Origin of the sequence: Sinomonas sp. ASV486 (assembly GCF_030908215.1) — a bacterium.
GTDB lineage: Bacteria > Actinomycetota > Actinomycetes > Actinomycetales > Micrococcaceae > Sinomonas > Sinomonas puerhi.
The window spans coordinates 166,005-189,932 of sequence record NZ_JAVFJK010000009.1; the positions used below are offsets into that span (position 1 = coordinate 166,005).

At 69.6% G+C, this 23,928-nt stretch carries 24 protein-coding genes; 14 read left to right on the forward strand and 10 right to left on the reverse strand.

All coding sequences use genetic code 11. The features are described from left to right. Positions 1-31: 31 nt before the first annotated feature. Entirely contained in the window at positions 32-1,039 is a 1,008-nt protein-coding gene (locus RBS60_RS14065; RefSeq protein WP_307958239.1) for a bile acid:sodium symporter family protein, read from the reverse strand. A gap of 234 nt (positions 1,040-1,273) precedes the next feature. Between RBS60_RS14065 and RBS60_RS14070 the strand changes: the two genes are divergently transcribed. Further along, positions 1,274-2,890 carry a S53 family peptidase gene (locus RBS60_RS14070; RefSeq protein WP_307958194.1) on the forward strand — a complete coding sequence of 539 codons (1,617 nt, stop codon included), beginning with the start codon at positions 1,274-1,276 and terminating at the stop codon, positions 2,888-2,890. A 133-nt stretch (positions 2,891-3,023) separates the two neighbouring features. Here the strand turns inward: RBS60_RS14070 and RBS60_RS14075 are convergent, their stop codons facing one another. Beyond that, positions 3,024-4,124: a (p)ppGpp synthetase gene (locus RBS60_RS14075; protein WP_307958195.1), complete on the reverse strand. Its 1,101-nt coding sequence runs from the start codon at positions 4,122-4,124 to the stop codon at positions 3,024-3,026. A 181-nt stretch (positions 4,125-4,305) separates the two neighbouring features. Here RBS60_RS14075 and RBS60_RS14080 point away from each other — a divergent pair, with 181 nt between their 5' ends. Continuing rightward, positions 4,306-5,781, forward strand: a complete 1,476-nt coding sequence (locus RBS60_RS14080) for a DUF4389 domain-containing protein (protein ID WP_307958196.1) — start codon at positions 4,306-4,308, stop codon at positions 5,779-5,781. A gap of 138 nt (positions 5,782-5,919) precedes the next feature. Here RBS60_RS14080 and RBS60_RS14085 read toward each other — a convergent pair whose 3' ends face one another. Beyond that, positions 5,920-7,368 carry a sugar porter family MFS transporter gene (locus RBS60_RS14085; RefSeq protein WP_307958197.1) on the reverse strand — a complete coding sequence of 483 codons (1,449 nt, stop codon included), beginning with the start codon at positions 7,366-7,368 and terminating at the stop codon, positions 5,920-5,922. A 157-nt stretch (positions 7,369-7,525) separates the two neighbouring features. On the opposite strand from RBS60_RS14085, the gene RBS60_RS14090 reads away from it, so the two are divergent. Genes RBS60_RS14090 through RBS60_RS14110 form a run of 5 tightly spaced genes read left to right on the forward strand, consistent with a single transcriptional unit; the run spans position 7,526 to position 11,491 of the window. Then, on the forward strand, positions 7,526-8,542 hold the full coding sequence (locus RBS60_RS14090; protein WP_307958198.1) for a LacI family DNA-binding transcriptional regulator: 1,017 nt from the start codon (positions 7,526-7,528) through the stop codon (positions 8,540-8,542). A 48-nt stretch (positions 8,543-8,590) separates the two neighbouring features. Next, a complete protein-coding gene (locus RBS60_RS14095; protein WP_307958199.1) occupies positions 8,591-9,559 on the forward strand; it encodes a carbohydrate kinase in 969 nt (322 codons plus the stop codon). Further along, positions 9,556-10,083 carry a YbhB/YbcL family Raf kinase inhibitor-like protein gene (locus RBS60_RS14100; protein WP_307958200.1) on the forward strand — a complete coding sequence of 176 codons (528 nt, stop codon included), beginning with the start codon at positions 9,556-9,558 and terminating at the stop codon, positions 10,081-10,083. Before RBS60_RS14095 ends, RBS60_RS14100 begins: the two co-directional genes overlap by 4 nt. Positions 10,084-10,128: 45 nt before the next feature. Next, positions 10,129-10,959 (forward strand): HAD-IIB family hydrolase, encoded by an 831-nt coding sequence (locus tag RBS60_RS14105; RefSeq protein WP_307958240.1) that lies wholly within the window; start codon positions 10,129-10,131, stop codon positions 10,957-10,959. Positions 10,960-10,981: 22 nt separating this feature from the next. After that, positions 10,982-11,491: an OsmC family protein gene (locus tag RBS60_RS14110; RefSeq protein WP_307958201.1), complete on the forward strand. Its 510-nt coding sequence runs from the start codon at positions 10,982-10,984 to the stop codon at positions 11,489-11,491. Positions 11,492-11,541: 50 nt separating this feature from the next. Here RBS60_RS14110 and RBS60_RS14115 read toward each other — a convergent pair whose 3' ends face one another. From RBS60_RS14115 to RBS60_RS14125, 3 genes are all read right to left on the reverse strand, one after another. Next, a complete protein-coding gene (locus RBS60_RS14115; RefSeq protein WP_307006853.1) occupies positions 11,542-11,691 on the reverse strand; it encodes a lmo0937 family membrane protein in 150 nt (49 codons plus the stop codon). An 83-nt stretch (positions 11,692-11,774) separates the two neighbouring features. Continuing rightward, positions 11,775-13,058, reverse strand: a complete 1,284-nt coding sequence (locus tag RBS60_RS14120) for a hypothetical protein (protein ID WP_307958202.1) — start codon at positions 13,056-13,058, stop codon at positions 11,775-11,777. A 26-nt stretch (positions 13,059-13,084) separates the two neighbouring features. After that, complete coding sequence (locus RBS60_RS14125; RefSeq protein WP_307958203.1) at positions 13,085-14,614, reverse strand: S8 family serine peptidase; 1,530 nt, start codon at positions 14,612-14,614, stop codon at positions 13,085-13,087. Positions 14,615-14,901: 287 nt separating this feature from the next. On the opposite strand from RBS60_RS14125, the gene RBS60_RS14130 reads away from it, so the two are divergent. From RBS60_RS14130 to RBS60_RS14140, 3 genes are all read left to right on the forward strand, one after another. Continuing rightward, complete coding sequence (locus tag RBS60_RS14130; protein ID WP_307958204.1) at positions 14,902-15,756, forward strand: hypothetical protein; 855 nt, start codon at positions 14,902-14,904, stop codon at positions 15,754-15,756. A 272-nt stretch (positions 15,757-16,028) separates the two neighbouring features. After that, positions 16,029-16,679 (forward strand): hypothetical protein, encoded by a 651-nt coding sequence (locus RBS60_RS14135; protein ID WP_307958205.1) that lies wholly within the window; start codon positions 16,029-16,031, stop codon positions 16,677-16,679. A 69-nt stretch (positions 16,680-16,748) separates the two neighbouring features. After that, positions 16,749-17,519, forward strand: a complete 771-nt coding sequence (locus RBS60_RS14140; RefSeq protein WP_307958206.1) for a hypothetical protein — start codon at positions 16,749-16,751, stop codon at positions 17,517-17,519. Positions 17,520-17,608: 89 nt separating this feature from the next. On the opposite strand, the gene RBS60_RS14145 is transcribed toward RBS60_RS14140, so the two are convergent. Continuing rightward, positions 17,609-17,758, reverse strand: coding sequence for a hypothetical protein (locus tag RBS60_RS14145; protein ID WP_307958207.1), 150 nt, complete (start codon positions 17,756-17,758; stop codon positions 17,609-17,611). 130 nt (positions 17,759-17,888) lie between these two features. Here RBS60_RS14145 and RBS60_RS14150 point away from each other — a divergent pair, with 130 nt between their 5' ends. Further along, positions 17,889-18,833, forward strand: a complete 945-nt coding sequence (locus RBS60_RS14150) for a trypsin-like peptidase domain-containing protein (RefSeq protein ID WP_307958208.1) — start codon at positions 17,889-17,891, stop codon at positions 18,831-18,833. Positions 18,834-18,849: 16 nt separating this feature from the next. On the opposite strand, the gene RBS60_RS14155 is transcribed toward RBS60_RS14150, so the two are convergent. Continuing rightward, positions 18,850-19,257, reverse strand: a complete 408-nt coding sequence (locus tag RBS60_RS14155; protein ID WP_307958209.1) for a DUF1761 domain-containing protein — start codon at positions 19,255-19,257, stop codon at positions 18,850-18,852. A gap of 59 nt (positions 19,258-19,316) precedes the next feature. On the opposite strand from RBS60_RS14155, the gene RBS60_RS14160 reads away from it, so the two are divergent. Then, the gene (locus tag RBS60_RS14160) at positions 19,317-19,961 is read left to right on the forward strand and encodes a helix-turn-helix domain-containing protein (RefSeq protein ID WP_307958210.1); all 645 of its coding nucleotides are present in this window, start codon (positions 19,317-19,319) and stop codon (positions 19,959-19,961) included. Positions 19,962-19,975: 14 nt separating this feature from the next. Here RBS60_RS14160 and RBS60_RS14165 read toward each other — a convergent pair whose 3' ends face one another. Beyond that, on the reverse strand, positions 19,976-20,458 hold the full coding sequence (locus tag RBS60_RS14165) for an NUDIX hydrolase (RefSeq protein ID WP_307958211.1): 483 nt from the start codon (positions 20,456-20,458) through the stop codon (positions 19,976-19,978). Between the two features lie 55 nt (positions 20,459-20,513). Between RBS60_RS14165 and RBS60_RS14170 the strand changes: the two genes are divergently transcribed. Together RBS60_RS14170 and RBS60_RS14175 are read left to right on the forward strand one after the other, a co-directional pair. Beyond that, positions 20,514-21,266, forward strand: a complete 753-nt coding sequence (locus RBS60_RS14170; RefSeq protein ID WP_307958241.1) for a glycerophosphodiester phosphodiesterase — start codon at positions 20,514-20,516, stop codon at positions 21,264-21,266. A gap of 305 nt (positions 21,267-21,571) precedes the next feature. Then, complete coding sequence (locus RBS60_RS14175) at positions 21,572-23,221, forward strand: alkaline phosphatase family protein (RefSeq protein WP_307958212.1); 1,650 nt, start codon at positions 21,572-21,574, stop codon at positions 23,219-23,221. 88 nt (positions 23,222-23,309) lie between these two features. Here RBS60_RS14175 and RBS60_RS14180 read toward each other — a convergent pair whose 3' ends face one another. Next, a complete protein-coding gene (locus tag RBS60_RS14180; RefSeq protein WP_307958213.1) occupies positions 23,310-23,909 on the reverse strand; it encodes a TMEM175 family protein in 600 nt (199 codons plus the stop codon). Positions 23,910-23,928 lie beyond the last annotated feature (19 nt).

A 23,928-nucleotide genomic window follows, 5' to 3' on the forward strand; every position in this document is an offset into this window, starting at 1 on the left:
TCGGCCTAGTCGTGGCCGCGTCTCTGCGAGCCTACTGTGCTGTGATCGCCGCTGTCTCCGGAGCTGCGGGCGAGACCTCCGGCAGCGGCCGGCGCGCGAGCCACGCGGCCACGACCGCTCCGGAGAGGTTGTGCCACACCGAGAACACGGCGGAGGGCAGTGCGGCGAGCGGAGTGAAGTGCGCCGCGGCGAGGGTCGCGGCGAGACCCGAATTCTGCATGCCCACCTCGAACGCGAGGGCGCGCCGCGCCTTGTGGTCGAGGCGGCCGATCTTGCCCGCGAGGTAGCCGAGGCCCAGCCCGAATCCGTTGTGCAGCACGACGGCGAGCAGCACGATTCCGCCTGCGGCCACGAGCTTGGACGCCGACCCCGCAACGACGATCGCCACGATCGCCGCGATGACCAGGGCCGAGATCCACGGCAGCGCCGGGAGGAGCTTCGCCACAGCCTTCCTGAGGAAGACGCGCACCGCAAGCCCGAGGATCACGGGCAGCAGCACGGTCTTCACGATGTCCAGCAGCATCCCGCCGGCGTCGACGTGCAGGAACGAGCCCGCGAGCAGGAGCGTGAGGGCTGGCGTCACGAGCGGTGCCACGAGCGTGGAGACGGTCGCGACGGCAACCGACAGGGCGACGTCGCCCTTCGCCAGGTACGCCATGACGTTCGACGCCGTGCCTGAGGGCGCGCAGCCCACGAGGATCACGCCGACGGCGAGCTCGGGCGGGAGCGCCAGAGCCGTGGCGATGACCCAGCCCGCGCCGGGCATGATCACGTAGTGCGCCACGAGACCAAGCGCCACGGCCCACGGGCGCTTCGCGACGGATGCGAAGTCGGGGGGCGTGAGGGTGAGGCCCATGCAGAACATGATGACGCCAAGGAGGTACGGCACCGCGGGCGCGCCGGCCTTGATCGGGCCCGGGAGGAGGAAGCCCGCGAGCCCCGCCAGGACTACGAGGATCGGAAAGACGGTGACCGCGAGCCGCGCGTCGCGGTCGGCCTTGGAGCGTGCCGGGGCTGTGCTGGGCTGGTGGGTGTCGATGGGGCTCACCGCCCCATGGTTGCAGAGGGCACCTAAATGCTCCGAATGCTGTTCGAAATGTGGAATCAACAGTCCGCGATGCGGACTGTTGGCCTGGAGCGGGATGCCAATCATATCCAGTCACAAAAGTCGTTGTGCGCGTCATGCGCGTGACCGTGGCGTGCAGGCCGGCGCCGTCCTATCGTCAGGAGTGACTTGCGCCCAGCCCATTCGCAGCGACGTTCGGAGGATCCTATGACCACCAACCACCCGGGCAGCACGCCTGAACCCAGCGTCACCCTCGAGGGCTCCGAAAGGCAGGCCGCCCCCGGCATCGTCTCCGGGGAACCCGCGGATCCGTCGCAGCGGATCGAGGTCACCGTTGTACTTCGCCGGAAGGCACCGTTCCCTGAGCACCCCACCGGGCATCTCAGTCGTGAAGCGCTCGCCGAGCACCACGGCGCCGCCGGCGAGGACCTCGAGCTCGCCACGGACACCTTCACGCGGCTCGGTGCCGAGGTCGTCGAGGCAGACGCGGCGTCCCGCCGCATCCGGCTGGGCGGCACCGTCGCGCAGCTCAGCGCGATCTTCGGCACGACCCTCGAGAAGGTTACGAGCACCGGGCCCCACGGAGCGGCGGTCGAGCACCGCCACCGCACCGGCAGCCTGAGCGTCCCCGCCGCGCTCGATGGCATCGTCACCGCGGTGCTCGGCCTCGACGACCGGCCCCAAGCCCGCCCGCAGCTGAGGATGCTCCCCCTCGCGGCCGCGGGCACGAGCTACAACCCGAACGACCTCGGGCGGATCTACAGCTTCCCTCCCAACACTGACGGGGCCGGCCAGACCATTGCGATCCTCGAGCTCGGCGGCGGATTCGGGCAAGCCGACCTCGATGCGTACTTCGGCGGCCTCGGCATCACTCCCACGCCCACGGTGACGGCGGTCGGCGTCGACGGCGCCACGAACCAGGCCGGGCAGGACCCTCAGGGGGCGGACGGCGAGGTGCTGCTCGACATCGAGGTGATCGGCGCGCTCGCCCCGAAGGCGACCATCCTCGTGTACTTCGCGCCGAACACCGACGCCGGGTTCCTCGACGCCCTCGCCACCGCATCCCATGCGACTCCCGCGCCGAGCGCGATCAGCATCAGCTGGGGCCAGAGCGAGGACTCGTGGACGGCTCAGGCCCGCAACGCGTTCGACCAGGCGCTCGCGGACGCCACCGCCCTCGGCGTCACCGTCACCGCCGCGGCCGGGGACCGCGGCAGCACCGATGGCGTCACTGATGGGCACGACCACGCGGACTTCCCCGCCTCGAGCCCCCACGCCCTCGCGTGCGGCGGGACGCGGCTCTCCGCCGACGCCGCCACGGGCGCGATCTCCTCGGAGACGGTCTGGAACGACTCGCCTACCACCTCCGCGACCGGCGGCGGGTACAGCGACGTCTTCCCGACGCCGGCGTGGCAGAACTCCGTCGCGGGCCACGCTGCCAACGCGGCGCACCGCAAGCCAAAGCCCAAGCCGCCCACGCCTACGCCCACGCCGACCCCCACCACCCATGGTCGGGGCGTCCCCGACGTCAGCGGCGTGGCCGACCCGCAGACCGGGTACAACGTGCGCGTCGACGGGCAGGACATGGTGATCGGCGGCACGAGCGCGGTCGCACCCCTGTGGGCGGCCCTCATCGCGCGGCTCGCCCAAGCCTCCGGGAAGCGCTTCGGCCTCTTCCAGCCGGTGCTCTACGCGCAGCCGGGCAGCTTCCATGACATCACTGTCGGGAACAACGGCACCTACCACGCCGGGCCCGGCTGGGATCCGTGCACGGGCCTCGGCTCCCCGAACGGGGCGGCGCTCCTGACCGCGCTGGGCGGCTGAGCTGACCTACCGACGCCGGCGAGCCTCCCACGCGGGGCGGCTCGCCGGCGTCGTTCGTGTCTGCACAATGCCTCGACCATGGCGTCTCGTTCGGCGGCCGCCCTTCGCCATTCCGCTGGCGCCCTGCTCGGGTTCAGGCGAGCCGGTAGCGCTCGATCTGCTTGAGCCTGCGCAGGAGGGAGTCGCGCCGCGGGTGGGACCCCGCGTCGGCCGGCTCGGCGGTGAGCTCGATGTGCTCGGGGCCGTACTGCCACAGGAGCAGGTCGTCGAGCAGGCGGTCAGGCCCGGGGGAGTAGCGGTGGTCGAGCGCCTTGCGGACCTCGGTGATGCGCTCGGCGTCGAGCAGCTCGACGAGCTGGCGCGTCTGGGTCAGCCCGTGGGCGGCGGCGAGTTCCGCGGCCCAGGCCCAGTCGTCGTCGATCTTGCGGTCCACGTGCGGCAGGAGCGTCAGCCACACATCGCGGATGCGATCGGGGGTGAGGGGCCCAGCGCCCTCGCCCGCCTCGTCCCAGAAGCCGCGCACCTTCTCGTAGCGGTCGTGCAGCTCGGCGAACTCCTTCTCGACAACCTCGAGCATGGCCGCCGTGGCCGTGAACTGGCGGTCGAACTGCGGGCTCCAGGCGCGCGGGTCCTGGCCCTTGAAGCGGATGTCGTGCTCGATCTCGCTCCACGCGTGCGCGAACACCGTGCGGATCTGGCACTCGAAGAAGTACGAGCCGTTGGCCGGGAGCTCAGGGTTGAACTCGGCCTGGTACGCGCGCACGGCGTCGTTCTGGAGGGTCCTCAGGATCAGGTGCCGGCTCGAGTACCCGTACGTCCCGGACTCGATCGAGCCGATGGCCTTCTCCCGGTCGCCGCGGCAGTCGAAGATCTGCCGCTGCCGCTTGATGAGGTTGGCCACCGATGCGTTCTCGGCGGGGAGCTTGGTGATGACCCGGACGCCCACCATGTCGTTGAGGGTCCGGAAGGGGTCGGGGAACTTGAGGGTCGGCTCGCCGCCGGGCACCGCAGGGGGGTCGAGCCGAGAGATCTTCTCGCGGAACGACTCGACCGTCTTGGTGCGGCCCGTGATGAAGAGAGGATCGACCTCGGCGTCCCTGAACATCGCGATGAGCGTGCGGAGCACGTCCTGCGTGATGTTCTTCAGCTCGGGCCGCACGCGCTCGTACGTCGCGACGGAGGCGTCCACGATGGCGCGCTGCGCGGCGTCGAGGCGGTCGTAGTTGGAGACCATGAGCCTCACGGTAGCAACCGTCACCAATACCAGTCCGCCCGCATGACGTGGCGTGATGCGCTGGGCGCACGACGGCGGGTGCGCACCCGCCGTCGTGCCCCGGCCTTTAGCCCCTAGCCGCCAGCGGCTGGGCGCGCCAGAGTGGATGCGGCACAGGACATGCACTACGGGGGAATCAGTCATGAGCGCCCAGCCATCTCCGACCAATGCCTTCCCGGATTCCGCCGCGCGCGGCGGCGCCATGAAGCCGGGTCATTGGGTCCTACTCGTCCTCGGAGTGCTGCTGGCGGCCCTCGGGGTTGGGCTCGTCGCCGGCGGCGCGGTTCTGCTGAGCGGTGACGCCGCGCAGCGGGATGGGCAGTACCTGCAGTCCCAGCGGGAGCGTCTGCGGACCACGGGCTACGCGATGCTCTCCCGCACCGTCGCCATCGATCTCGGGAGCGCCGCGAGCCAAGCCGCCCCCGGGATGCCGCGCCTCGGGGACCTCGCCAGCGTGCGGATCTCGGCGGCATCTGCCGTGCCGGGCCAGCAGGTGTTCGTCGGTATTGCGGACGCCTCCACGGTCGCTGACTACCTCCGCGGCGTCCCGTCTGCCTCGCTGGGCGACGTCGCGTGGTCGCCGGCCGGGGTGCGTCCGCCCGCCGCTTCAGGGCAGGCTGATCGTGGCGAGCTGGCGGCATCCGCGGGCGACAGAACCCCAGGGGCGCCGAAGGACCAGAACTTCTGGGTGGCATCAGCCTCGGGCCCGGGAACCCAGGCGCTGACCTTCGACCTGCGGGAGGGCAACTGGGCCCTCGTGGTCATGAACGTGGACGCCACCCGGCCCCTCTGGACTGACCTGCAAGTGGGTGTCCGTTCCCGGCTCGTCGGACCGATTGGCACCGGCCTCCTGGTCAGCGGCCTGATCGGGATGGTCATCGGGGTTCCGCTCCTCCTGTTCGGGGCCGCCGGTCTCGGACGGGACATCGGGCTGCCGACCACTCAGGCCCAGGCCCGCGCCGTCTACCCCGTCCGTTTCAGCGGGTTCCTCGATCCGAAGATCTCGCGCGGGCTGTGGATCATCAAATGGCTGCTGGTCATCCCGCACGGGATCGTTCTGGCCGTCCTGTGGTTCGCGCTCTTCGTGACCACGATCGCGGCGGGCTTCGCCATCGTGGTGACGGGCCGCTACCCGCGCCCGCTGTTCTCCTTCAGCGTTGGAGTCCTGCGGTGGACGTGGCGCGTTGGCTTCTACGCGTACGCGGCCCTCGGGACGGACCGTTACCCGCCGTTCTCGCTGGCCTCGGCGGACTATCCCGCGGACCTCGACGTGGACTACCCGGAGCGGCTGTCCCGCGGGCTCGTGCTCGTCAAGTCGTGGCTCCTGGCCCTCCCACAGCTGATGATCGTGGCTGTCCTGACGGGTGGTGTGGGTACTCAGACCGCCAGCGGGGGCGCCGGTCCGTCCCTCTTGGGGCTCCTCGTGTTCTTCGCGGCGGTGATCGTCCTCTTCACCGGCCGGTACGCCCCGCAGCTGTTCGGGCTCGTGGTGGGCATCGATCGCTGGCTCTTCCGGGTCTGGGCCTATGTGCTCCTCATGAGGGACGAGTACCCACCGCTCCGTCTCGACCAGGGCCCACTCGATCCTGGCCTCGGTGACCGGCCCCTGGTCGAGTAGGCCCACCGCACCAGCGCCGGAGTCCCAGGGCACTCACGCCGATCAGCGCCAGACCGGCGATCACCGGCGTGCCGCGCGGGCACGCCGGTGATCGGCGGTCAGTCTGAGCGGGATCGGACACGAGGCCCGGCCGGACGCCTACTTCCTGTGCACGAGGTAGATCGCGCCGGTGGTGACGTCCTCCTCGAGGGCCTCGAGGGTCCGTCCGCGGCTCTCCGGCACCTGGGTGATGACGAAGACCAGCGCGAGGGCGCCGACCACGGCGAAGAGGAAGAACGTCCCGGTGATTCCCATGGCCGCGACCATCGAGGGGAAGTAGAGCGAGAGGAATCCGTTGACCACCCACAGGGCGAACACAGCGACGCCGATGCCGAATCCTCGCATATGCAGGGGGAAGATCTCCGAGAGGTAGACCCAGACGGCAACGTTGAGGAAGGTCTGCATCGAGCCGACGAAGGCCACCACGAGGAAGAGGATCACGAAGGGGCGGGCCGGGTTGCCGACAGGGAGTGCCATCGAGGCGATGCCGATGAGCACATGGCAGGCCGTGGTCAGCGAGAGGCCGATGATGAAGGTCTTGCGGCGGTCGAGGCGGTCCATCATCTTCAGCGCGATGATGCCGCCGACGACGGCGATCACACCGGGAGCGATGTTGGCGATGAGCGCACCGTCCTTGCTGAAGCCCGACTCCGTCAGGACGGTCTGGCCGTAGTACATGATCGAGTTGATGCCGGTCAGCTGCTGCGCCACGCCGAGGCCGATGGCGACGAGGACGATGCGGAAGAGGTTCTTGTTCGAGAAGATGGCGCGCCAGCCGATCTGGTGGCTCTGCCGCTCTTCCTTGGCGACCAGCTCGACGTCGGCGAGCTCCGCTGCCGCCCGGTCGCCGGTCCGGACGGTCCGCAGCACCGCAAGGGCTTCGTCATGGCGGCCCTTCTCCACGAGCCAGCGGGGAGACTCGGGCATCCGCAGCATGCCGAAGAACAGCGCCAGGGCGGGAAGTGCGCAGATCGCGAACATGATGCGCCAGACGCCGCCGACGCCTCCGAACGCGTTGCCGATCACGGCGTTGATAACGAAGGCGGCCAGCTGGCCGATGACAATCGCGAGCTCGTTGCGGCCTGCGAGCGAACCGCGGATCTCGAAGGGCGCGAGCTCTGCGAGGAAGACCGGCACCACGGTCGAGGCGCCGCCCACGGCGAGGCCGAGGAGGATGCGGCCCAGGACGAGGACTTCGAAGTTCGGGGTGAACACGACCGCGACCGTGCCGGCGAAGAACAGCACGGCGAGCATGATGATCGTCCTGCGGCGCCCCAACGTGTCGGAGAGGCGCCCGCCGAAGATCGCACCGAGCGCGGCCGCGAAGACGAGCGACGAGGTGACGATGCCTTCCGTGATCGGGGTCAGTCCGAGCTCTGTGGACATAGGGTTCAGCGCGCCGTTGATCACGCCCGTGTCGTAGCCGAACAGCAGGCCGCCGAACGTTGCGACGAGGGCGACGAGGCCGAGTCGCTTCGAGTGGGGGCCGGAGGTCAGCGGCGGGAGCGCGCGCTGGGCGGAACTATGGGATGTCTGAGTGGCGGACATCGGGGACTCCTTTGTCGGGGGATCTGCGGACCGTGATCCGCGTCTCACTCAAGCCTAACGCGCGAAAGGGTTGTATGTAAGGTCATATGGACAACTTCCCAAAATTGGTCCATTCGCGGGCGGTGGCCGGATTGACGGCAGTGGCAGGATTGACGCTGTGCCACCGCTGCCGCCGTCCGGATCGCCGCGCCCCGCCACCCAGGCCGACGTCGCTCGGGAGGTCGGCGTGTCCCGGACCCTCGTCTCGTTCGCGTTCCGCAACGCCCCCGGCGTGAGCGAGGTGACCCGGCAGGCCATCTTCGAGGCCGCGAGACGCCTCGGCTACCGACCCAACTCCGTCGCCGCGGACCTCGCGCGCAAGCGCGCCTCCGCCATCGGCCTGTACCTGCTCGACCTCCACAACGAGGTCTACGCGGACATCTTCACGGGGGTCCGCGAGGCGCTCGCCGGGTCAGGCTCGCGCGTGATCCTCGCCGCCGGACGGGCGGGCAGCGAGCCCGACGAGGAGGTGGGCCCGCTCGTCGAGGCGAGGGCCGGCGTCGTGATCGCGGCGACCCTCACGAGCCCGGACGCGCACGTGCTCGAGTTGGCGGGCATGGTCCCGATCGTCAGCGTCGCGCGGCGGATCGAGGGCATGGACAGCGTCTACTCGGACGACGCCGCGGGCGCCCGCGCGGCAGTGGAGCACCTGCTCGGCCTCGGGCACGCCCGGATCGTGCATCTCGCCGGCCCCGGCGTGGACGGCAATCTCGAGCGCCGGATCGCCTATGAGTCGGCGATGCACGACGCCGGGCTCTCGCCCCGCGTGGTCGCGGCGCCGTCGCATTCGTTCGAGTCGGGGGAGGCCACGGCGGCCGGCTTCCTCGCGGCCTCGGACCGCCCCACGGCCGTGTTCGCGCACAACGACCAGCTCGCCCTCGGGGTGCGCGAGGCCGCCCTTGCCCTCGGGCTCACGATTCCCGGCGACCTCTCGGTGGTGGGCTACGACGACTCCCGGGGGGCACGGCTCCGCGGGATCGACCTCACCTCCGTGGACCTGCACGCCCACCAACTCGGCGCGGCCGCCGGCGCCGCGGCACTGGCGCGGCTCCGGTTCCCGAGCGAGCCCGCTGTGGACGAGTGCAGCGCGCCGCGGCTGGTGGTGCGCGCATCGACCGCGCCGCCCCATGACTAGGGTCGAGGGGCGTATGACGGCGCATCCCTGACTGCTACCGTGAGTGGCATGCTGACAGTCATCGGCGAGGCGCTCATCGACGTGGTACGCCGCCCCACGGGCACTGAGTCACACCCCGGCGGGAGCCCGCTCAACGTGGCCGTCGGCCTGGCCCGGCTTGACCATCCCGTGCAGTTCATCGGCCGCTACGGCGACGACGCTTACGGGCGCCTGCTCACGGACCACCTCCACGGCTCCAACGTGCTCGTCCCGCTCCCGCCCGACGAGGCCCCGACCTCGGTGGCGAGCGCTGAGCTGGACCACCACGGTGCCGCGACCTACCATTTCGACCTCGACTGGCACCTGCCAGACCTCCGAGGCCGGCTCGAGACGCTCCTCAGCGCGACGACCCTCGTCCACACGGGCTCGATCGCAGCGGTCCTCGAGCCGGGCGCGGACCAGGTCCTGCACGCCATCGAACACGCGCGTCCGCGCGCAACCATCGGCTTCGACCCGAACTGCCGGCCCACGATCACGACCGATCCTGAGGTGGTCCGCATCAGGGTGGAGCGCTTTGTGGCGCTCTCCGACGTGGTGAAGGCATCGGACGAGGACCTCGCGTGGCTGTACCCCGGGATCGACCCGCTCGAGTCGGCGCGCCGCTGGCTCACCCTGGGCGGCTCGGACGGGCCGGCGTTCGTCGTCGTGACCCGCGGGGCCGAGGGCCCGTGGGGCGTGTGCCGCGACGGCGAGGTGGCCATCCCGGCGCCGTCGGTGAAGGTCGCAGACACCGTGGGTGCCGGGGACTCGTTCATGGCCGCGCTGCTCTCCGCGGTCGTGGACCGGGAGCTCGACGGCGCCCAGCGGCGTCCGGAGCTGCGGCGACTCGACGTCCGCGAACTCGCCCGCATCCTCGACTTCGCCGCCCGTGCGGCAGCGGTGACCGTTTCGCGCCCGGGCGCGAATCCGCCGTCGCGCGCCGAGATCCGCACGAGAGGTGCACAGAGCGAAGGTGCACAGGACGGAGGCACACCGTGACCCGCGCCGGCTTCAAGCTGACCAGCCAGGACCTCGTGGCGGGCGGCGTGCTGCCCCAGCCGCAGGTGAGCGCCTACTTCGGGCTCGACGGGCAGGACCTCTCGCCGCAGCTCTCCTGGAGCGGCGCGCCCGAGGGGACGCACAGCTTCGCCGTGACTGTCATGGACCCGGACGCGCCGCGCGCCGGTGGCTTCTGCCACTGGGCCGTGGTCAACATCCCCGCCGCCGTGGACGAGCTGCCCGAAGGCGCCGGCGGGGCGCCGGACGGCATGGGCCCCTCGGACTCGGAGGCCGGCCTGCCGAGCGGCTCCCTCGAGCTGGTGAACGACGCCGGCTACAACGGATTCGTGGGCGCCGCACCCCCGCGCGGGTCGGGACCGCATCGGTACGTCGTCACGGTGCATGCGCTCTCCGCTGACGTCATCCCCGGAACCCCGCGCACCATGGGCTCGCGCGCACTGAGGGACATCGCCGCCCACGAGTTGGCGACGGCGAGCCTCACCTGCACGTTCGAGGTCCGCTGAATGGCGCATCCGGGCGCTGCGGGGGCGATGGATGCCCAGGGGCCCATGCGCCTCGTGGCCAGTGATATCGATGGCACGATCCTCGGCCGCGACGGGCGGATCACGCCGCGCACGGTGCGGGCGCTGCACGCGTGCGAGGAGGCCGGCGTCGAGCTCGTGTTCGTCACGGGGAGGCCTGCGCGGTGGCTCACGCCCCTCAGCGAGCAGCTGGGCCATGCCGGGACGGTGATCTGCTCGAACGGCGCGCTCGTGTACAGCCTCGAGACGATGTCCGTGGTCTCCTCCGAGGCGATCCGCCGGGACACGATGCTCGAGGTCCGCGAGATCGTCCGCGGGCTCTTCCCGGAGACGGTATTCGCGGTGGAGACCCCCGTCGAGTTCGTCATGGAGACCGCGTTCGCCGAGCCCCGGCACCAGCGTCTGCTCGAGGAGGTGCGGCACGGCGACCTCGCCGAGCTCGTTCAGGGGGACGAGGTCGTGAAGTTCATGGCGAAGATCGAGGGGATCACGGCCGAGGACTACCTCCGCGTCGTGGCGCCGCACGTTTCCCACCTGGTCTCCGTGACCCATTCGGCGATCGACATGACCATGCTCGAGATGGCCCCGATCGGCGTCAACAAGGCTGTCACGCTTGCCGAGTACGCCCACGCTCTGGGGATCGCCCCGGCGGACGTGGTTGCGTTCGGAGACATGCCCAATGACGTCGAGATGCTCGCCTGGGCGGGCGAGGGCTACGCGATGCAGTCGGGCCACCCCGACGCGCTCGCGGCGACGGAGCTCCACGCCCCGGGCATCGAGGACGACGGCGTGGCGCAGGTCCTCGAGCGCAAGCTCGCGGGGATTGGACGCACGGCAGTCGGCTCTGGCCCCGCGTGACGTGCGCGTGGATCATGAACGCATGATCACCACGCGTGATGAGCTCAGGGCCGCGCAGGCACCGCTCAAGCAGCAGTACCGGGATGACCCGGCTTCGGCGCTGACCCCGATATCGGCGGCCGCGCGCTACACCGAGTCGGGTATCACCGCGACGGTGGAGACGTGGTCGGCTCCTGTGCGCGCGGGTCTGCACCGTGCCGTCGGGGGCGACGGCTCGGACGCATGCTCGGCGGACATGCTCATGGAGGCGGTCGTGGCGTGCGCGAGCGTGACGCTCCGGAGCGTCGCGACGGCGATGGGGCTGACGATCCGTTCGGGGGAGATCCGTGGGGAGGGCGTCTTCGATGCGCGCGGCACCCTCGGCGTCGATCGGACGGTGGAGGTGGGCGTCCAGGATGTCCGGCTGGTCGCGACCTTCGACACAGACGCGACCGACGCGGAGCTTGAGAAGCTCGCGTCGGTCGCGGACAGGTACTGTGTCGTCGCCCAGTCGCTCAGGCGGCCGCCTCACATCGAGGTCAGGCGCGCCTGAGCGTCAACCGGACGGTCATGGCGTCTATACGGTTTATACGGCCATGACGGTTATACGGCGCGGCGGCCGCGCACGAAGTGGACGATGAGTGCGATCACCGCCAGCACGATGAGGATGTGCACAATCCCGCCCAGGCTGGGGAGCGCGATGAAGCCCAGCAGCCAGAGCACGAACAGAATGAGGGCAATCCAGAGAAGCACGATGAACTCCTTAGTTTGGGGATGGATCGTGACTTGTGAATACCCGCCTGCGAGCCAAGCCAAACAGACTTTTTTCCGACCGCCTACTGTCCGGCCGTCGCGGCCGCCACGATGAGCGCGGCCACCTCAGGGTGCTCGATGTCCGAGTGCGCCCCGGCAAACGCGGACTGCGACGTGTCCTTGATGACGCCGTTCGCGTCTGCACGGTAGAAGGTCGACGCCGCGAGCGCGGTTCCCGTGGGAAGCGGCAGCGCGACGTTGGCGCTCGGCTCAACGCTCTGGTACCCGTCCGAGCCCATTCCGCCCCAGCGGTCCGGGGCCGCGACGTCCTGATTGTCCTGCTGCGCGAGGAAGGACGCCTTCGGGTACCAGCGGCCCACGGCCCAGTCCGCCGCGGTGAAGGTGGAGACGAGCGGCCCGGACACGCGGTCCGTGACGGAGAACAGCGCCCCGGCCTCGGCGAACGGGCTGTCGGCGGCCTGGGTGAAGGACCAGTGGGAGAAGGCGCCCTGGACGAGCGTCAGCGATGCGACGGGGCTTTCCTGCGGAGAGGGGATTCCGCTGAGCGCGAAGGAGACGAGCCGCGCCCCGAAGCTGTGTCCGATCAGATGCACGCGCAGCGCTGGTACGGCCGTATGCAGCTGGACGAGGAACGGGCCGAGGCCTTTGGCCCCGACGGTCCCGGCGCGGGCCTTCATCTGGTAGAACGAGGCCACTCGAAGGGCGTCCTTCGCTCCGTTCCAGATGGGGCCGAAGATGTCGGCGAGACCCTCGGCGTCGCCCGCGGCCGGGGCACTGCCCATCTCGACGGCGAGGGCGGCGTAGTCGCGCTGAGGGTTGTCGCTCGCGATGAGGGCGCTCTCGCCGGCGTCTTCAGTGGTCGCGGTGGTGCCGCCGAAGACGTTCTGCAGCAGGCCGTGGAACTGCTCGACCGCGGCGCTTTGCTGTGCAGGAGTGGCCGTCCCGGCGTCGACGTGCCCGAGGCCGGAGTCGATGAGGGCGCCCATCGTGGCCAGAGGTGCCGACGCGGCGGGGACGCTGCGCGCGAGCGTGGCGCTGATCTGCGCACCCGAGAGCGCGGCGTCGGAGGACCCGGCTGGCGGGTCCGGGAACCAGATCGATGGCCAGAAGACCCCGAGATAGCCCGCGTGCGCCGGGACCCCCGGAGCGTTCGCGATGAGCGGGAACATCGCCGAGTAGAGCCGCTCGGCGTCGCCCTCGGAGTTGTTCCAGCCGTGGCTCATGACGAAGAGGTCGGTTGTCCCGGAAGCGGAAACGGCCGAGATGAGTGCGCCGGGATCCTGGCCCGTGGCGTTGCCGTTTTCGTCGAAGTTCAGCTGCCAGTAGCTCGTTGCGGTTCCGTCCACGGTGGGGCTCCTTCGGGCTGGGCGGGTCAGTAGTTCGTGAGCATGGCCATGGCGTCGGCGAGCCCGGCGCCCTGCCCGTAGCGGTCGCGGCCGAGGTCCAGTGCGCTGCGCAGGAGCAGGGCTTTGACCTCTGCGGCGCGCCCGATGTACTCGGGCCGTCCGGACAGGAAGGCGGCGATGACGCCGGAGACGTGCGGCGCGGCCATGCTCGTGCCGGAGAGTTCCGCGTAGGTGAGGGACGCGTCGTCGCCCGTCAGCCCGTCCAGACCGGCGCGGGTGCGGACCGTGCCGGTCGCGGCCGAGCAGATCCACTCGCCCGGCGCCACGACGTCGGGCTTGGCCCGCCCGTCGAGCGTGGGCCCTTTCGACGACGTCCACGACACGCCGAACACGTGGGGTGCATCGCGGTGCGTCGATCCGACGGTGATGCAGGCCTCGGTGTGTCCGGGCTCGGTGATGGACGCGAGCACGCCCGTGGACTGGTTGGCGGACTGGGCCGCGGCGGCACTGCCGTTGTTGCCCGCCGAGACCACCACGTTGACGCCCGTCGCGACGAGCTCGGTGAGCAGCTGGTCCAGTGGAGACTGGCCCGCGGCGTAGTGGCTCGGGTCCCAGTCGCACCCGAGGCTCAGATTGACGCCGTGCACGCGCAGGGGGTTCCGGCTCACGTTGACCTCGGTGAGCACGTACTCGATGGCGGCGATGACGGCCGACGACGAGGTCACCGCCACCCCGGCCACGCGCCGGAACACCTTGAGGCTCACGAGCTGGCAGAGGGGCGCCATCCCGCTCAGTGCCCCCGCGTGGGCCCTCGGCACGAATCCGCCATCCACGGCCTCGTCTGAGGAGGCGACATGGGCGGTGCGCCCCTCCGGGCACCCGCCCGCGATGATTCCGGCCACGTGCGTCCCATGCCCCTCCTCGTCCGCGAGGGGGTCCGCGGGTGCCGTCGGGGTTCCGAGGCTCGGGCGCACGAGGCCCGAGAAGTCCCGGTGGAGGCCGCCCGTCTTCGGCGTTGGTGCGGCGTCGGGCGTCCCCTCGCGTGCGAGTTCGAGCGCGGAGAAATGCGGATGCTTCTGGTCGATGCCCGTGTCGATGACGGCCCAGACGATTCCTTCCCCGAGTGCACTGAACGAGCGCCGCGCGGCGTCGACCTTCACCGTCGCCGCCGATCTGTCGATGTGCGCATACAGCTCGTAGTCCGGCCAGGCGCGGAAGATGATGCGGGCTCCGGTGGGGCCGGGCTCGTCCATCTCCATGAGGACTGCGAGCGAGGACCGGGTCAGGATGCATTGGTAGAGCTTGCGGGCGATCCGCGTCTTCTGGAAGAGGACCTTCGGCGCGCCGCCTGCCGGGGCCACGCGTTCCACGAACCGGTGCCAGAGGTCGGCGAAGGCGTCGTGGGCCGCGCTCGCCGGGCCCGGGTAGGTCGCGTTGAGCTCGATCACGACGTCGACCGGCTCGTCGGGGCCCGGAACGTCGCCGCCGCTTTCGCCCTCCGGGGGCGTCCGCAGGTCGCCGATGATCCGCGACTTGCCCTTCTGCTCGGGCGCCATGGCGTCTATGCCTCCTGGGCATTGGTCACTCGTGAACTGGATCTACTGCCGCACATGATCGCCAGACCGAACGCCGGATTCAAGAGTCTGATCCGACTTCACGGGAACTGTAGAGCAACCCGTGGCCGCCTCTCCGATACGCACCCGCTGCGGTCCCCCGTCCTAAGTCCTCCGGCAATGGACCTTCCGCGTCCGTACCCGCCCCGAACGGAGCCGAATAACACTTGTACAAGGGCGGGGGCCGCCTGCGACGGCGGTGGAAATCATGGCAGTACGAGGGGGCGGACATGGCGTTCGTGCAGGGTGAACCGTGGGGGGAAGCGTCCGATCTGGCGGAGGTGGATCTGGCCGAGACGGTCACGAATCTCAGCCGAGTCCGAGCCAAGAACAGGGCGCGGCTGGCCAACTCCGACCTCACGCGGGCGTTCCTCAATGCCGCTCTGAGGCTGACCGACCAGGCTTTCACCTCCGGCGACGAGGAGCTCGTGGAGGGCACGCGTCAGACACTCTCGTACCTTTCCCGTCCCAGAGTCGTGAGCCGGGCGCAGCACGACTACCCGGATCTCGTCCCCACTGAGGCCAAGTTCCGGGACCGCTGGGCCGGCCAGCAGGATTTCATCGACGACTTCATCTCCTACGCCCTCGTGGTCCGGCAGGTGAGCCTCAAGACGGCCCTCGGGCGCGTCCTTGAGGCCGGAGGCGCTGAGAACGGGGATACCTCTGAGATTCTGCATCGCATTGCCTACGAGGGTGCCGTTCTCGTTCTCGAGCTCCCGGCGTTCCGCCTGCAGCTCCTCACCATCGCCTCGGCCTCGGCCCATCCGATGGTCTCGCGCGGTGTTAAGGGCATGTACGCGTCCCTCACGGCGGCGTGGTTCGGGCTGTACGAGCGCGTCCTCGCCGCGGCGGGCCTCGAGCTGCGCCCGGGCGTCACGGCAGAGGAGTTCGCGATCGTCCTCGAAGCCATGGGCGAAGGACTTGGGCTGCGTCTCCTCGCCGAACTCGATGAACCGCTCGTGGACCACGCAGCCCAGCGTTCGCTGCTCGGCAAGGCTGCCCTCGGACTCATGCTCGGCTTCGTGGACAACGGGGATGGGATGACGCTCGACGCCGCCGTCAACTCCCGTTTCCCGCGTGCCTGATCCGGGACGAAGCTTTTACCTCCAACGCCGGACCACTTTCAAAGACGACTTCGCGAGTGGTCGGGCTTTGGAGCTAGAGCACCGTTTTTCCCAATGCTCCACTGATGTGACAGCGGATGTCCTGGGGGAGTCTGATGGGCGATTTGCCCGGTTCCTTCGGGGCGGGTGGGATTCGACAGGGCGGGATATTCGTGACGCGAAACGGAAGTGGGAGTCGAAAGGCCTGGCGATGGGCCAGTGCGATTTCGCTGGCCTTCGCCGTCCTCCTCGCTGTGGCCGCTATTGCCTACAAATTCTCGTACGACGCCGATCAGCAGCGCCGCGCGGACGCGGCGCATCAGCTCACGGTCGCTTCGGCGACGCCGAATCCCGCGGGCACATCGTCGCAGCCCGCGACCCCTGCGACAACGGCGGCAGCGAGCCCCGCGCCGTCGTCCGCAGCTCCGCCCAAGCGCACATCCGTGGCGCTGCCGCCCGCGAGCTTCGACTGGCCCGCGGCCGGGTTCGCCGTCAACATCGTGCCGATGGACTGGGACCCGTCCGTCCCGGTCAACCCGGCCCTGGACGCGAACGGGTTCGATCCGGTGGGCCATTGGCTCAAGGGGTCCGGGCAGTCGGACGCGGTGCTTCCCGTGGTGCTGTCAGGCCACACGTGCCATGCCGGCGTGTACCTGTGCAACGACCAGACATTCCCCTTCAACCGGCTCAGCTTCGACGGCTGGGCCATCGGCCAGCCCGCGACAATCACGGATGCCAACGGAAGCGTGATCCCCTGCACCCTCGAGGAAAGGAGTCTCGTCGACAAATCCAAGCAGTTCTCCTTCAAGAATGACCCATGCCTTGTGGTGCTGTTCACCTGCAATTTCGAGCGGCCTGACGATGCGGTCACACTCGTGACCTTCAGGTGCGGACAATGCGCGTGAACTATCGGGGCGGGTCATGTATGCGCGTTCAGCGCCCACATTCCCAAACTTGGAAAGGAGGTGGGTAGCGTGCCGCTACTCACCACGCTTAGAAAGAAGAGGTCTGGGCTGCTGGCCCTCGCCGCCGGTGCCATGCTCGCCGGGGGCTTCCTCACCATGCCGTCTGCCTTCGCGGCCCCGAACACCAACAACAGTGTTGGCCGGGCCGACTCTCCCGTGACAATCTGCCATCACACCGGCGACACCAAGAATCCCTACCGGGTCATCACCCCTGATGCGGCTGGCGTGTATGACGGCCATCTGGATCACCAGTACCAGGACGACATCGTCCCGCCGTTCAGCTACATGAACGGTTCGAAGGAGGTCGATTTTGGTGGACAGAATTGGACCCCCGAGAATCAGGCTATTTGGGCCAACGGCTGCAAGCCCCTCAGTGTAACCACGCCGCCGACATGTGAATGCACGACCCCGCCTGTGACCACACCGCCTGCGACGACCCCCCCGGCGACGACCCCGCCCGCGACCACGCCGCCGGTGACAACTCCGCCTGCGACAACCCCGCCGGCCACCACGCCGCCAGCCACGACCCAGCCTCCGGCGTCGACGACCTCTCCAGCCGTCGTCCCAGAGGGCACGACGTCGGCGCCACCGGCGCAGGGTCAGGGCGGGGCCCAGAACCCGGCTCCGGCAGAGTCCGTGGCGATCTCGGCCCAGACGTCCGCTAGCCCGACCGCAGCCGACTACACGGTTCCGGGCCTGCTGTTCGGCTCGGGCAGTCTGCTCGGCGCGTGGCTCGCGCTCACCCTGTGGATGAAGCGCCGCCGCGGCGAGCACGTCTAGCCTGACCGGCGTAGCCCACGGAAAGGGGCACGGACCCGATGGTCCGTGCCCCTTTCGCTGGTTTCGTGGCGTCAGACGCTGCGGCCCGCTCAGCCCGCCGGCCGGGCGAGCTTCATCCCGCCGACGGCAATGAGGACGATCGCCGCCCACAGGAACATGTAGATGCCATCGCCGATATTGACCAGCATGCCGAGGATGAAAATCGCCAGCATCACGAGACCCCACCCGAACAGCTTCATCGCGGACTCCTTCTTGAGTGACCAGTGAACACATTGTGCGCAGGAGAGGAACGTCCTGGCTATAAGCCGTCGATCGTTCGCCTGACGCGATATCCGGCATCGTCGCGACGGCCCCAACGTTGTGCATGGCATGACTCAGGATCGTGATCCGGATCACGGCACCGACGATCAGGCGCTGGACGCCTACTCGCGTACCGTCTCCGGCGTGGCCAGGCATCTGACGCCGCGCGTCGCGTCGGTGCGGACCGAGCGCGGGGCGGGCAGCGCCGTCGTGCTTACCGCGGAAGGGCACCTCGTGACGAACGCGCACGTGGTAGGCCGTGCGGACCGGGGCGAGGTCGCGTTTGCCGACGGCGCGGCGGGGCCGTTCGCGGTGATCGGGCGCGACCCGCTCTCGGACCTCGCGGTGCTGCGCTGCGGGATCCACGTGCCCGAGCCGCCCGAGTTCGGCGACGCCGACACCCTGCTGGTGGGCTCGCTCGTGGTCGCCGTCGGGAGCCCATTGGGGCTTGAGGGCAGTGTCACCGCCGGGGTGGTGAGCGCGCTCGGCCGGTCGATTCCGGCGCGGGGGCGCACGGCGTCACGCCTCATCGAGGACGTGATCCAGACCGACGCCGCGCTCAACCCGGGCAACTCTGGCGGCGCGCTCGCGGATTCGCGTGGCCGCGTCGTAGGGATCAACACGGCGGTGGCCGGCTTCGGACTCGGGCTCGCCGTGCCCGTCAACGCCACGACCCGCCGCATCCTCGAGGCCCTCCGCGAAGACGGCCGCGTGCGCCGCGCCTACCTCGGGCTCGTGAGCGTGCCGACGCCGCTCGACCCGCGCTGGGCCGAGCGCACTGGGACGCGCCGGGCGCTCCGCGTCGCCGAGGTGGTGGGCGGAAGCCCTGCGGAGTCGAGCGGCATCCGGCCGGGGGATCTGCTGATTGCCATCAATGGGGCCCCGCTCAAGGACGCCCAGTCGCTCCAGCGGCACATGTTCGCCGAGGCGATCGGACGCCGCACCGAGATCACGGTGCTGCGGGGAGAAGCGATGGTGGACGTCGTGACGGAACCCGCGGAGCTGCCGGACTAGCGCGGTCTCGCGAGGACTATCTCCACAGCGTGACGATCGCGCCCATGATCGCGAACTCGGCTGGCTGCTGGGCCGCGCCGAGGAGGAACCGCCGCCAGCGGTCTTCTTCTTCCATGAACGCGTGCTGGCCGATGATGAGCGGCATGATGATCGCCGCGTAGAGGCCGATCCCGAAGAGGGCCGCCAGCCAAGGGTTCGAGACGCCGGCATAGCCGAGGAGCCATCCGATCCCCACCGCCTGGACCACCCGCGTGAGGAACCCGATGGCAAGCGCCGACCGGGGCCACGACTCCGGCCCCGCGGGGACCCGCAGCGACCGGGCGAGCGGCGGCGCGAGCCTCGCCCAGTAAAGCCCCCCGAAACCGAAGGAGACCGCTGTAGCGAGCAGTACGGCCCAGATGCTGACGGGAGGCAAGGACAACACGGCGAACCCTACGATTCTATAAGTGATCTCTAGAGACGTCATCTAGTATCGTTGGGGGAATGAGACGGGTCAAGGGCTCAACGGAAGCCGCAACGGAGAGCCGCCGCGCCCAGGGTGAGGAGACCCGGCGGCGCATCCTGCAGGCCGCCGGGGACGAGTTCGCAGAGCGCGGCTACCAGTCGGCCACCATGGCGCGCATCGCCGAACGCGCAGGGGTGGCCGTCCAGACGGTGTACTTCAGCTTCCGCAACAAGCCGGCACTGTTGAGCGCGCTCATCGAGTCGCAGGTGGTGGGTCCGGAGGATCCAACGCGGCCGGAGGACACAGACTGGTTCGCCGAGATGCTTGCGCGCACCGATGGGGCTGACGCACTGCGGCTGTTCGCCGAGGGCGGCCTCGGCGTTTTCGAGCGCGCCTCTGTTGCCGTGGAGACGGCCCGCCTTGCCGCCCCTGCGGAACCGGCCATTGCTGGCGTCCTCGAGTACTTCGACGGCCTCAGGCGGGTCCAGTTCTCGCGAGTGGTCGAGGCCCTCCGTCATCACGGCGCTCTCAGGGCAGACCTCAGCCCAGAACGGGCCACCGACGTCCTCATGGTAGTCGCGAGCCCGCAAACGTACTTGGCGTTCACTCGGGGTCAAGGCTGGGAGCCGCGCGAGTGGGCGCAGTGGCTCGGCGACGCGCTCGCCCATCTCTTGCTCGACTAGCTACTGCCCCGGGCTCACAGGACCTCGACCCCGTCCTCGAGCTCAAGCGTGCGCTTCTCGTTGAGGCCCGTGAGCGCGGCTTGGATGTGCAGGGCGCCGTGGTCACCGAAGTACTCCTCGTACTCGTCGGTCCCCACGAACGTCCACTCGGTGAGCTCCTCCTCCTGGAGGGTGACGTGCGCGCCCTCGGGGAGCATGCCGCCGTCGTACAGGAAGCTCAGCCCGTCCCCGACCGGGTCCGGGAACGCCGAATGGGCAATGAGCAGGAGCGCGCCGGGCTCGATGTCCAGCCCGAGCTCCTCGCGGCCCTCGCGGCGGGCGGCCTTGCGCGGCGCCTCGCCGGGATCCACGGTGCCGCCCGGGAGGAGCCAGCCCTCCTTGTAGTTGGGCTTGACGGCGAGGACACGGCCGTCGACGTCGCGGATTACTAGTCCCGCGGCGACGCGCCGTCGCGGAAGCGTGCGGAAGTACTCGCGGCTCACGGCGCTCAGCTCCATACGCCGAGCCTACCCGCGTACCGTGAGATGCGTGGCGTTCCTGCACCCTGCCCCGATGGCCTTCGCGCACCGCGGCTTCTCCCTCAACGGCCTCGAGAACACCCTCACGGCTTTCCGCGCGGCGTGGGATCTCGGGATCACGCACCTCGAGACGGACGTCCGTGCGACGCACGACGGCGCGCTGGTCGCCTTCCACGACGACCGCCTTGACCGCGTCACGGACCGCTCGGGCCTCTTGGCCGAGCTGGCCTGGGCCGAGGTGGCGGCGGCCCGCATAGCTGGGTCCGCGGGGGCGTCCGAGCGCATCCCGCTCTTTGCCGACCTCGCCGAGGACCTGCCCGACGCCCGCCTCAACGTCGACGTGAAGTCCGCGGACGCCGTCGTGCCATTCGCCGAGACCATCGAGCGGATGCGCCTCCACGACCGCGTCCTGGTCACGTCTTTCTCCGACGCACGACGCCGCGCAGTCCTCGCGCGCCTGTCGCGGCCGGTCGCGTCGTCGGCGGGAATGCGGACGGCGGCGGCGTTCCGTCTGCTCGGGGCGTCGATCCCGGCCGCGGCGGGGCGCCGGCTGCTGAGGGACGTCGATGCGCTGCAGGTCCCCGAGCGGTACGGGGCAGTCCGTGTGGTGACGGCGCGGTTCGTGGACCGGGCGCACGCCGCGGGTCTGCAGGTGCACGTGTGGACCGTCAACGCCGCCGAGGACATGAATCGCCTGCTGGACCTGGGCGTGGACGGTCTCGTGACCGACCGCACGGACGTGCTGCGAGCCGTGCTCGAGGCCCGAGGAGCGTGGCCGATGGCATAGCCCTGCCTGAGTGCCCCAGCCCCGTCTTGCCCTTGTGGGGTCTCTGGCAGGCCGTTGTGGGGTCTCTGGCACGCGGTTGCGGGGTCCCTTGCGTTCCGCCGGGGCCACTTCGCCAAAAGGAGAGAATCCGGCGAATATGCCGTGAATTCGCTGGGAAATCAGCAAATCAGGAGCGAACTCTGACCGAAGATTCGACGCAGGGCCTCCCGCGCCGTCCTGCGCTCCACGATGCTTTGGAAGCATCGACTGGGGGCCGCGCAGCGGTCCGGACGCTCGCGCGCCCGCACGCCGAAACGAGGAGCGATATGAAGATCACGACGAAACGCGCTGCCGCCGCAGTGCTTGGTGCGGCCCTCGCCGCGGGAGGCGCTGCCACGACCGCGTTCGCCGCCGGGACACCGCAGAAGGCCAACTCTGACAAGCACGTCCTGCTGCTCTCGGTGGACGGTCTGCACCAGTCGGACCTCGACTGGTACGTCAAGAACCACCCGGGCTCTGCAATCGCCAACCTCGTGGGCCACGGCACGAGCTACACGGACGCCCAGACGCCGGTGCCGTCCGACTCATTCCCCGGCATGGTCGGCCAGATCACGGGCGGCAACCCCGGCACCACGGGCGTCTATTACGACGACACCTGGAACCGCAAGCTCCTCCCCGCGGGCACCACAGACTGCGCCCACACGGCACCCGGTGCCGAGGTCTCCTACACCGAGGCCGCGGACAAGAACCCGAACGCGCTCGACGCCGGCCAGGGTCTGGCGGGCCTCCCCGGCAGCATCCTGAAGATGACCGGCAACGCGGCGTCGCTCCTCGACCCGGCCCAGCTCCCTGTCGATCCGGCTACGTGCAAGCCCGTCTACCCGCACCAGTACCTCAAGGTGAACACGGTCTTCGAGGTGGCAAAGCAGGCTGGCCTCCACACGGCGTGGTCGGACAAGCACGTTGCGTACGAGATCCTCAACGGTCCGTCCAGCACGGGCATCGACGACCTCTTCGCGCCGGAGATCAACTCGGACGCCTCGATCGCCGGCTTCAAGGGTGACTGGACCAAGGACAACCTTGCCACCCAGCAGTACGACGGCTACAAGGTCCAGGCCGTGCTCAACGAGATCAACGGCAAGGACCACTCCGGCGCCACCGCCGCAGGCGAGCCGGCTGTGTTCGGCATGAACTTCCAGACCATCTCGACGGCGCAGAAACTCCCGATGTCGGACGGCCTCAAGGGCGGCTACCTCGCCGATGGTGTGACCCCCGGCCCGCTCCTTTCCAAGGCGCTCGACTACATCGACGCGAAGGTCGGGGCGATGACCGCCGCGATCGCGCAGACGCCGGACGCGAAGAAGACCACGGTGATCCTCTCGGCGAAGCACGGCCAGTCGCCGATGGAACCCGCCGCGCTCAAGCGTGTCGACGACGGCCCCATCATCGATGGCCTCAACGCCGCCTGGCGCGCGGCGGGCCACTCGGGCGACCTCGTGGCGTTCTCCACGGACGACGACGTCATGCAGCTCTGGCTGACCGAGCACACCCAGATGGCTGCGGACTTCGCGAAGCAGTACCTGCTCTCCCACAGCGCGGCAGGCAACGACATCAACAAGGCGCCCCTCACGGTCCAGGCCTCGGGCCTGACCACGGTCTACGCGGGCCAGCAGGTGGCGGACTTCTTCCACACCTCGGCCACGGACGAGCGCATTCCGGACATCTTCGGGGTCGTCCAGCACGGCGTCGTGTACACGGGCGGACATGGCAAGATCGCGGAGCACGGCGGCGCAGACCCGCAGGACCGCCACGTCCCGATCGTCGTCTCGCAGGGCACCGATTCGGGCGCCTCGATTGTGACGAGCTCCGTTGAGACCACGCAGATCGCCCCGACGATCCTGCGTCAGCTCGGCCTCAACGTCCACGACCTCCAGGCCGTGCAGATCGAGGGGACCCAGGTCCTCCCGCAGCACTGACGCCTGGGGCCCTGGCCCGCCAGGGACCCCACAACGGATCGCCAGAGACCCCGCAACCTCCCTTGAGGTTGCGGGGTCTCTGGCGAGGCTAGGCGTCGTCGCCCGCCGTGCTGTTCCCCTCCACGGCCCGTTCGATCCGCCTATCCGGCACGATCCAGATCGTGGCCACGACCACGTACGCGGCCACGCCGATCCACACGGAGAGCAGCGTTCCTGCGCACCCGGCCACGTAGATCGCCATGGACCACTTGCCTTTAGCGTCGTTGCTGATCGCGTGGGCCAGCCGGCTCTCGGAGCCCTGCAGCCGGATGAGCCGCGACTGGAAGATCGTGTAGGAGACCGCCGCGGCCAGGAGGTTGACCCCGTACACGAGCACGGGGAGCGTCGCGAGTGCGCTCTCATCCATCCAGCGGGTGGTGAAGGGGACGATCGAGAGCCAGAACAGCAGGTTGAGGTTCGCCCACAGAGCGCCGCCGTCCACGCGGCTGGTCAGGTGCATGAGGTGGTGGTGGTTGGTCCAGTAGATCCCGATGTACACGAAGCTCAGCACGTACGTGAGCAGCGTGGGCACGATCTCTCCGAGCCCGTGCAGGTCCGGTGTGTCCGGGATCTTGAGCTCCAGGACCATGATCGTGATCGCGATGGCGAGGACGCCGTCGCTGAAGGCCTCGACGCGGTTGGTCTCCACACGGACATTCTGTCAGTGG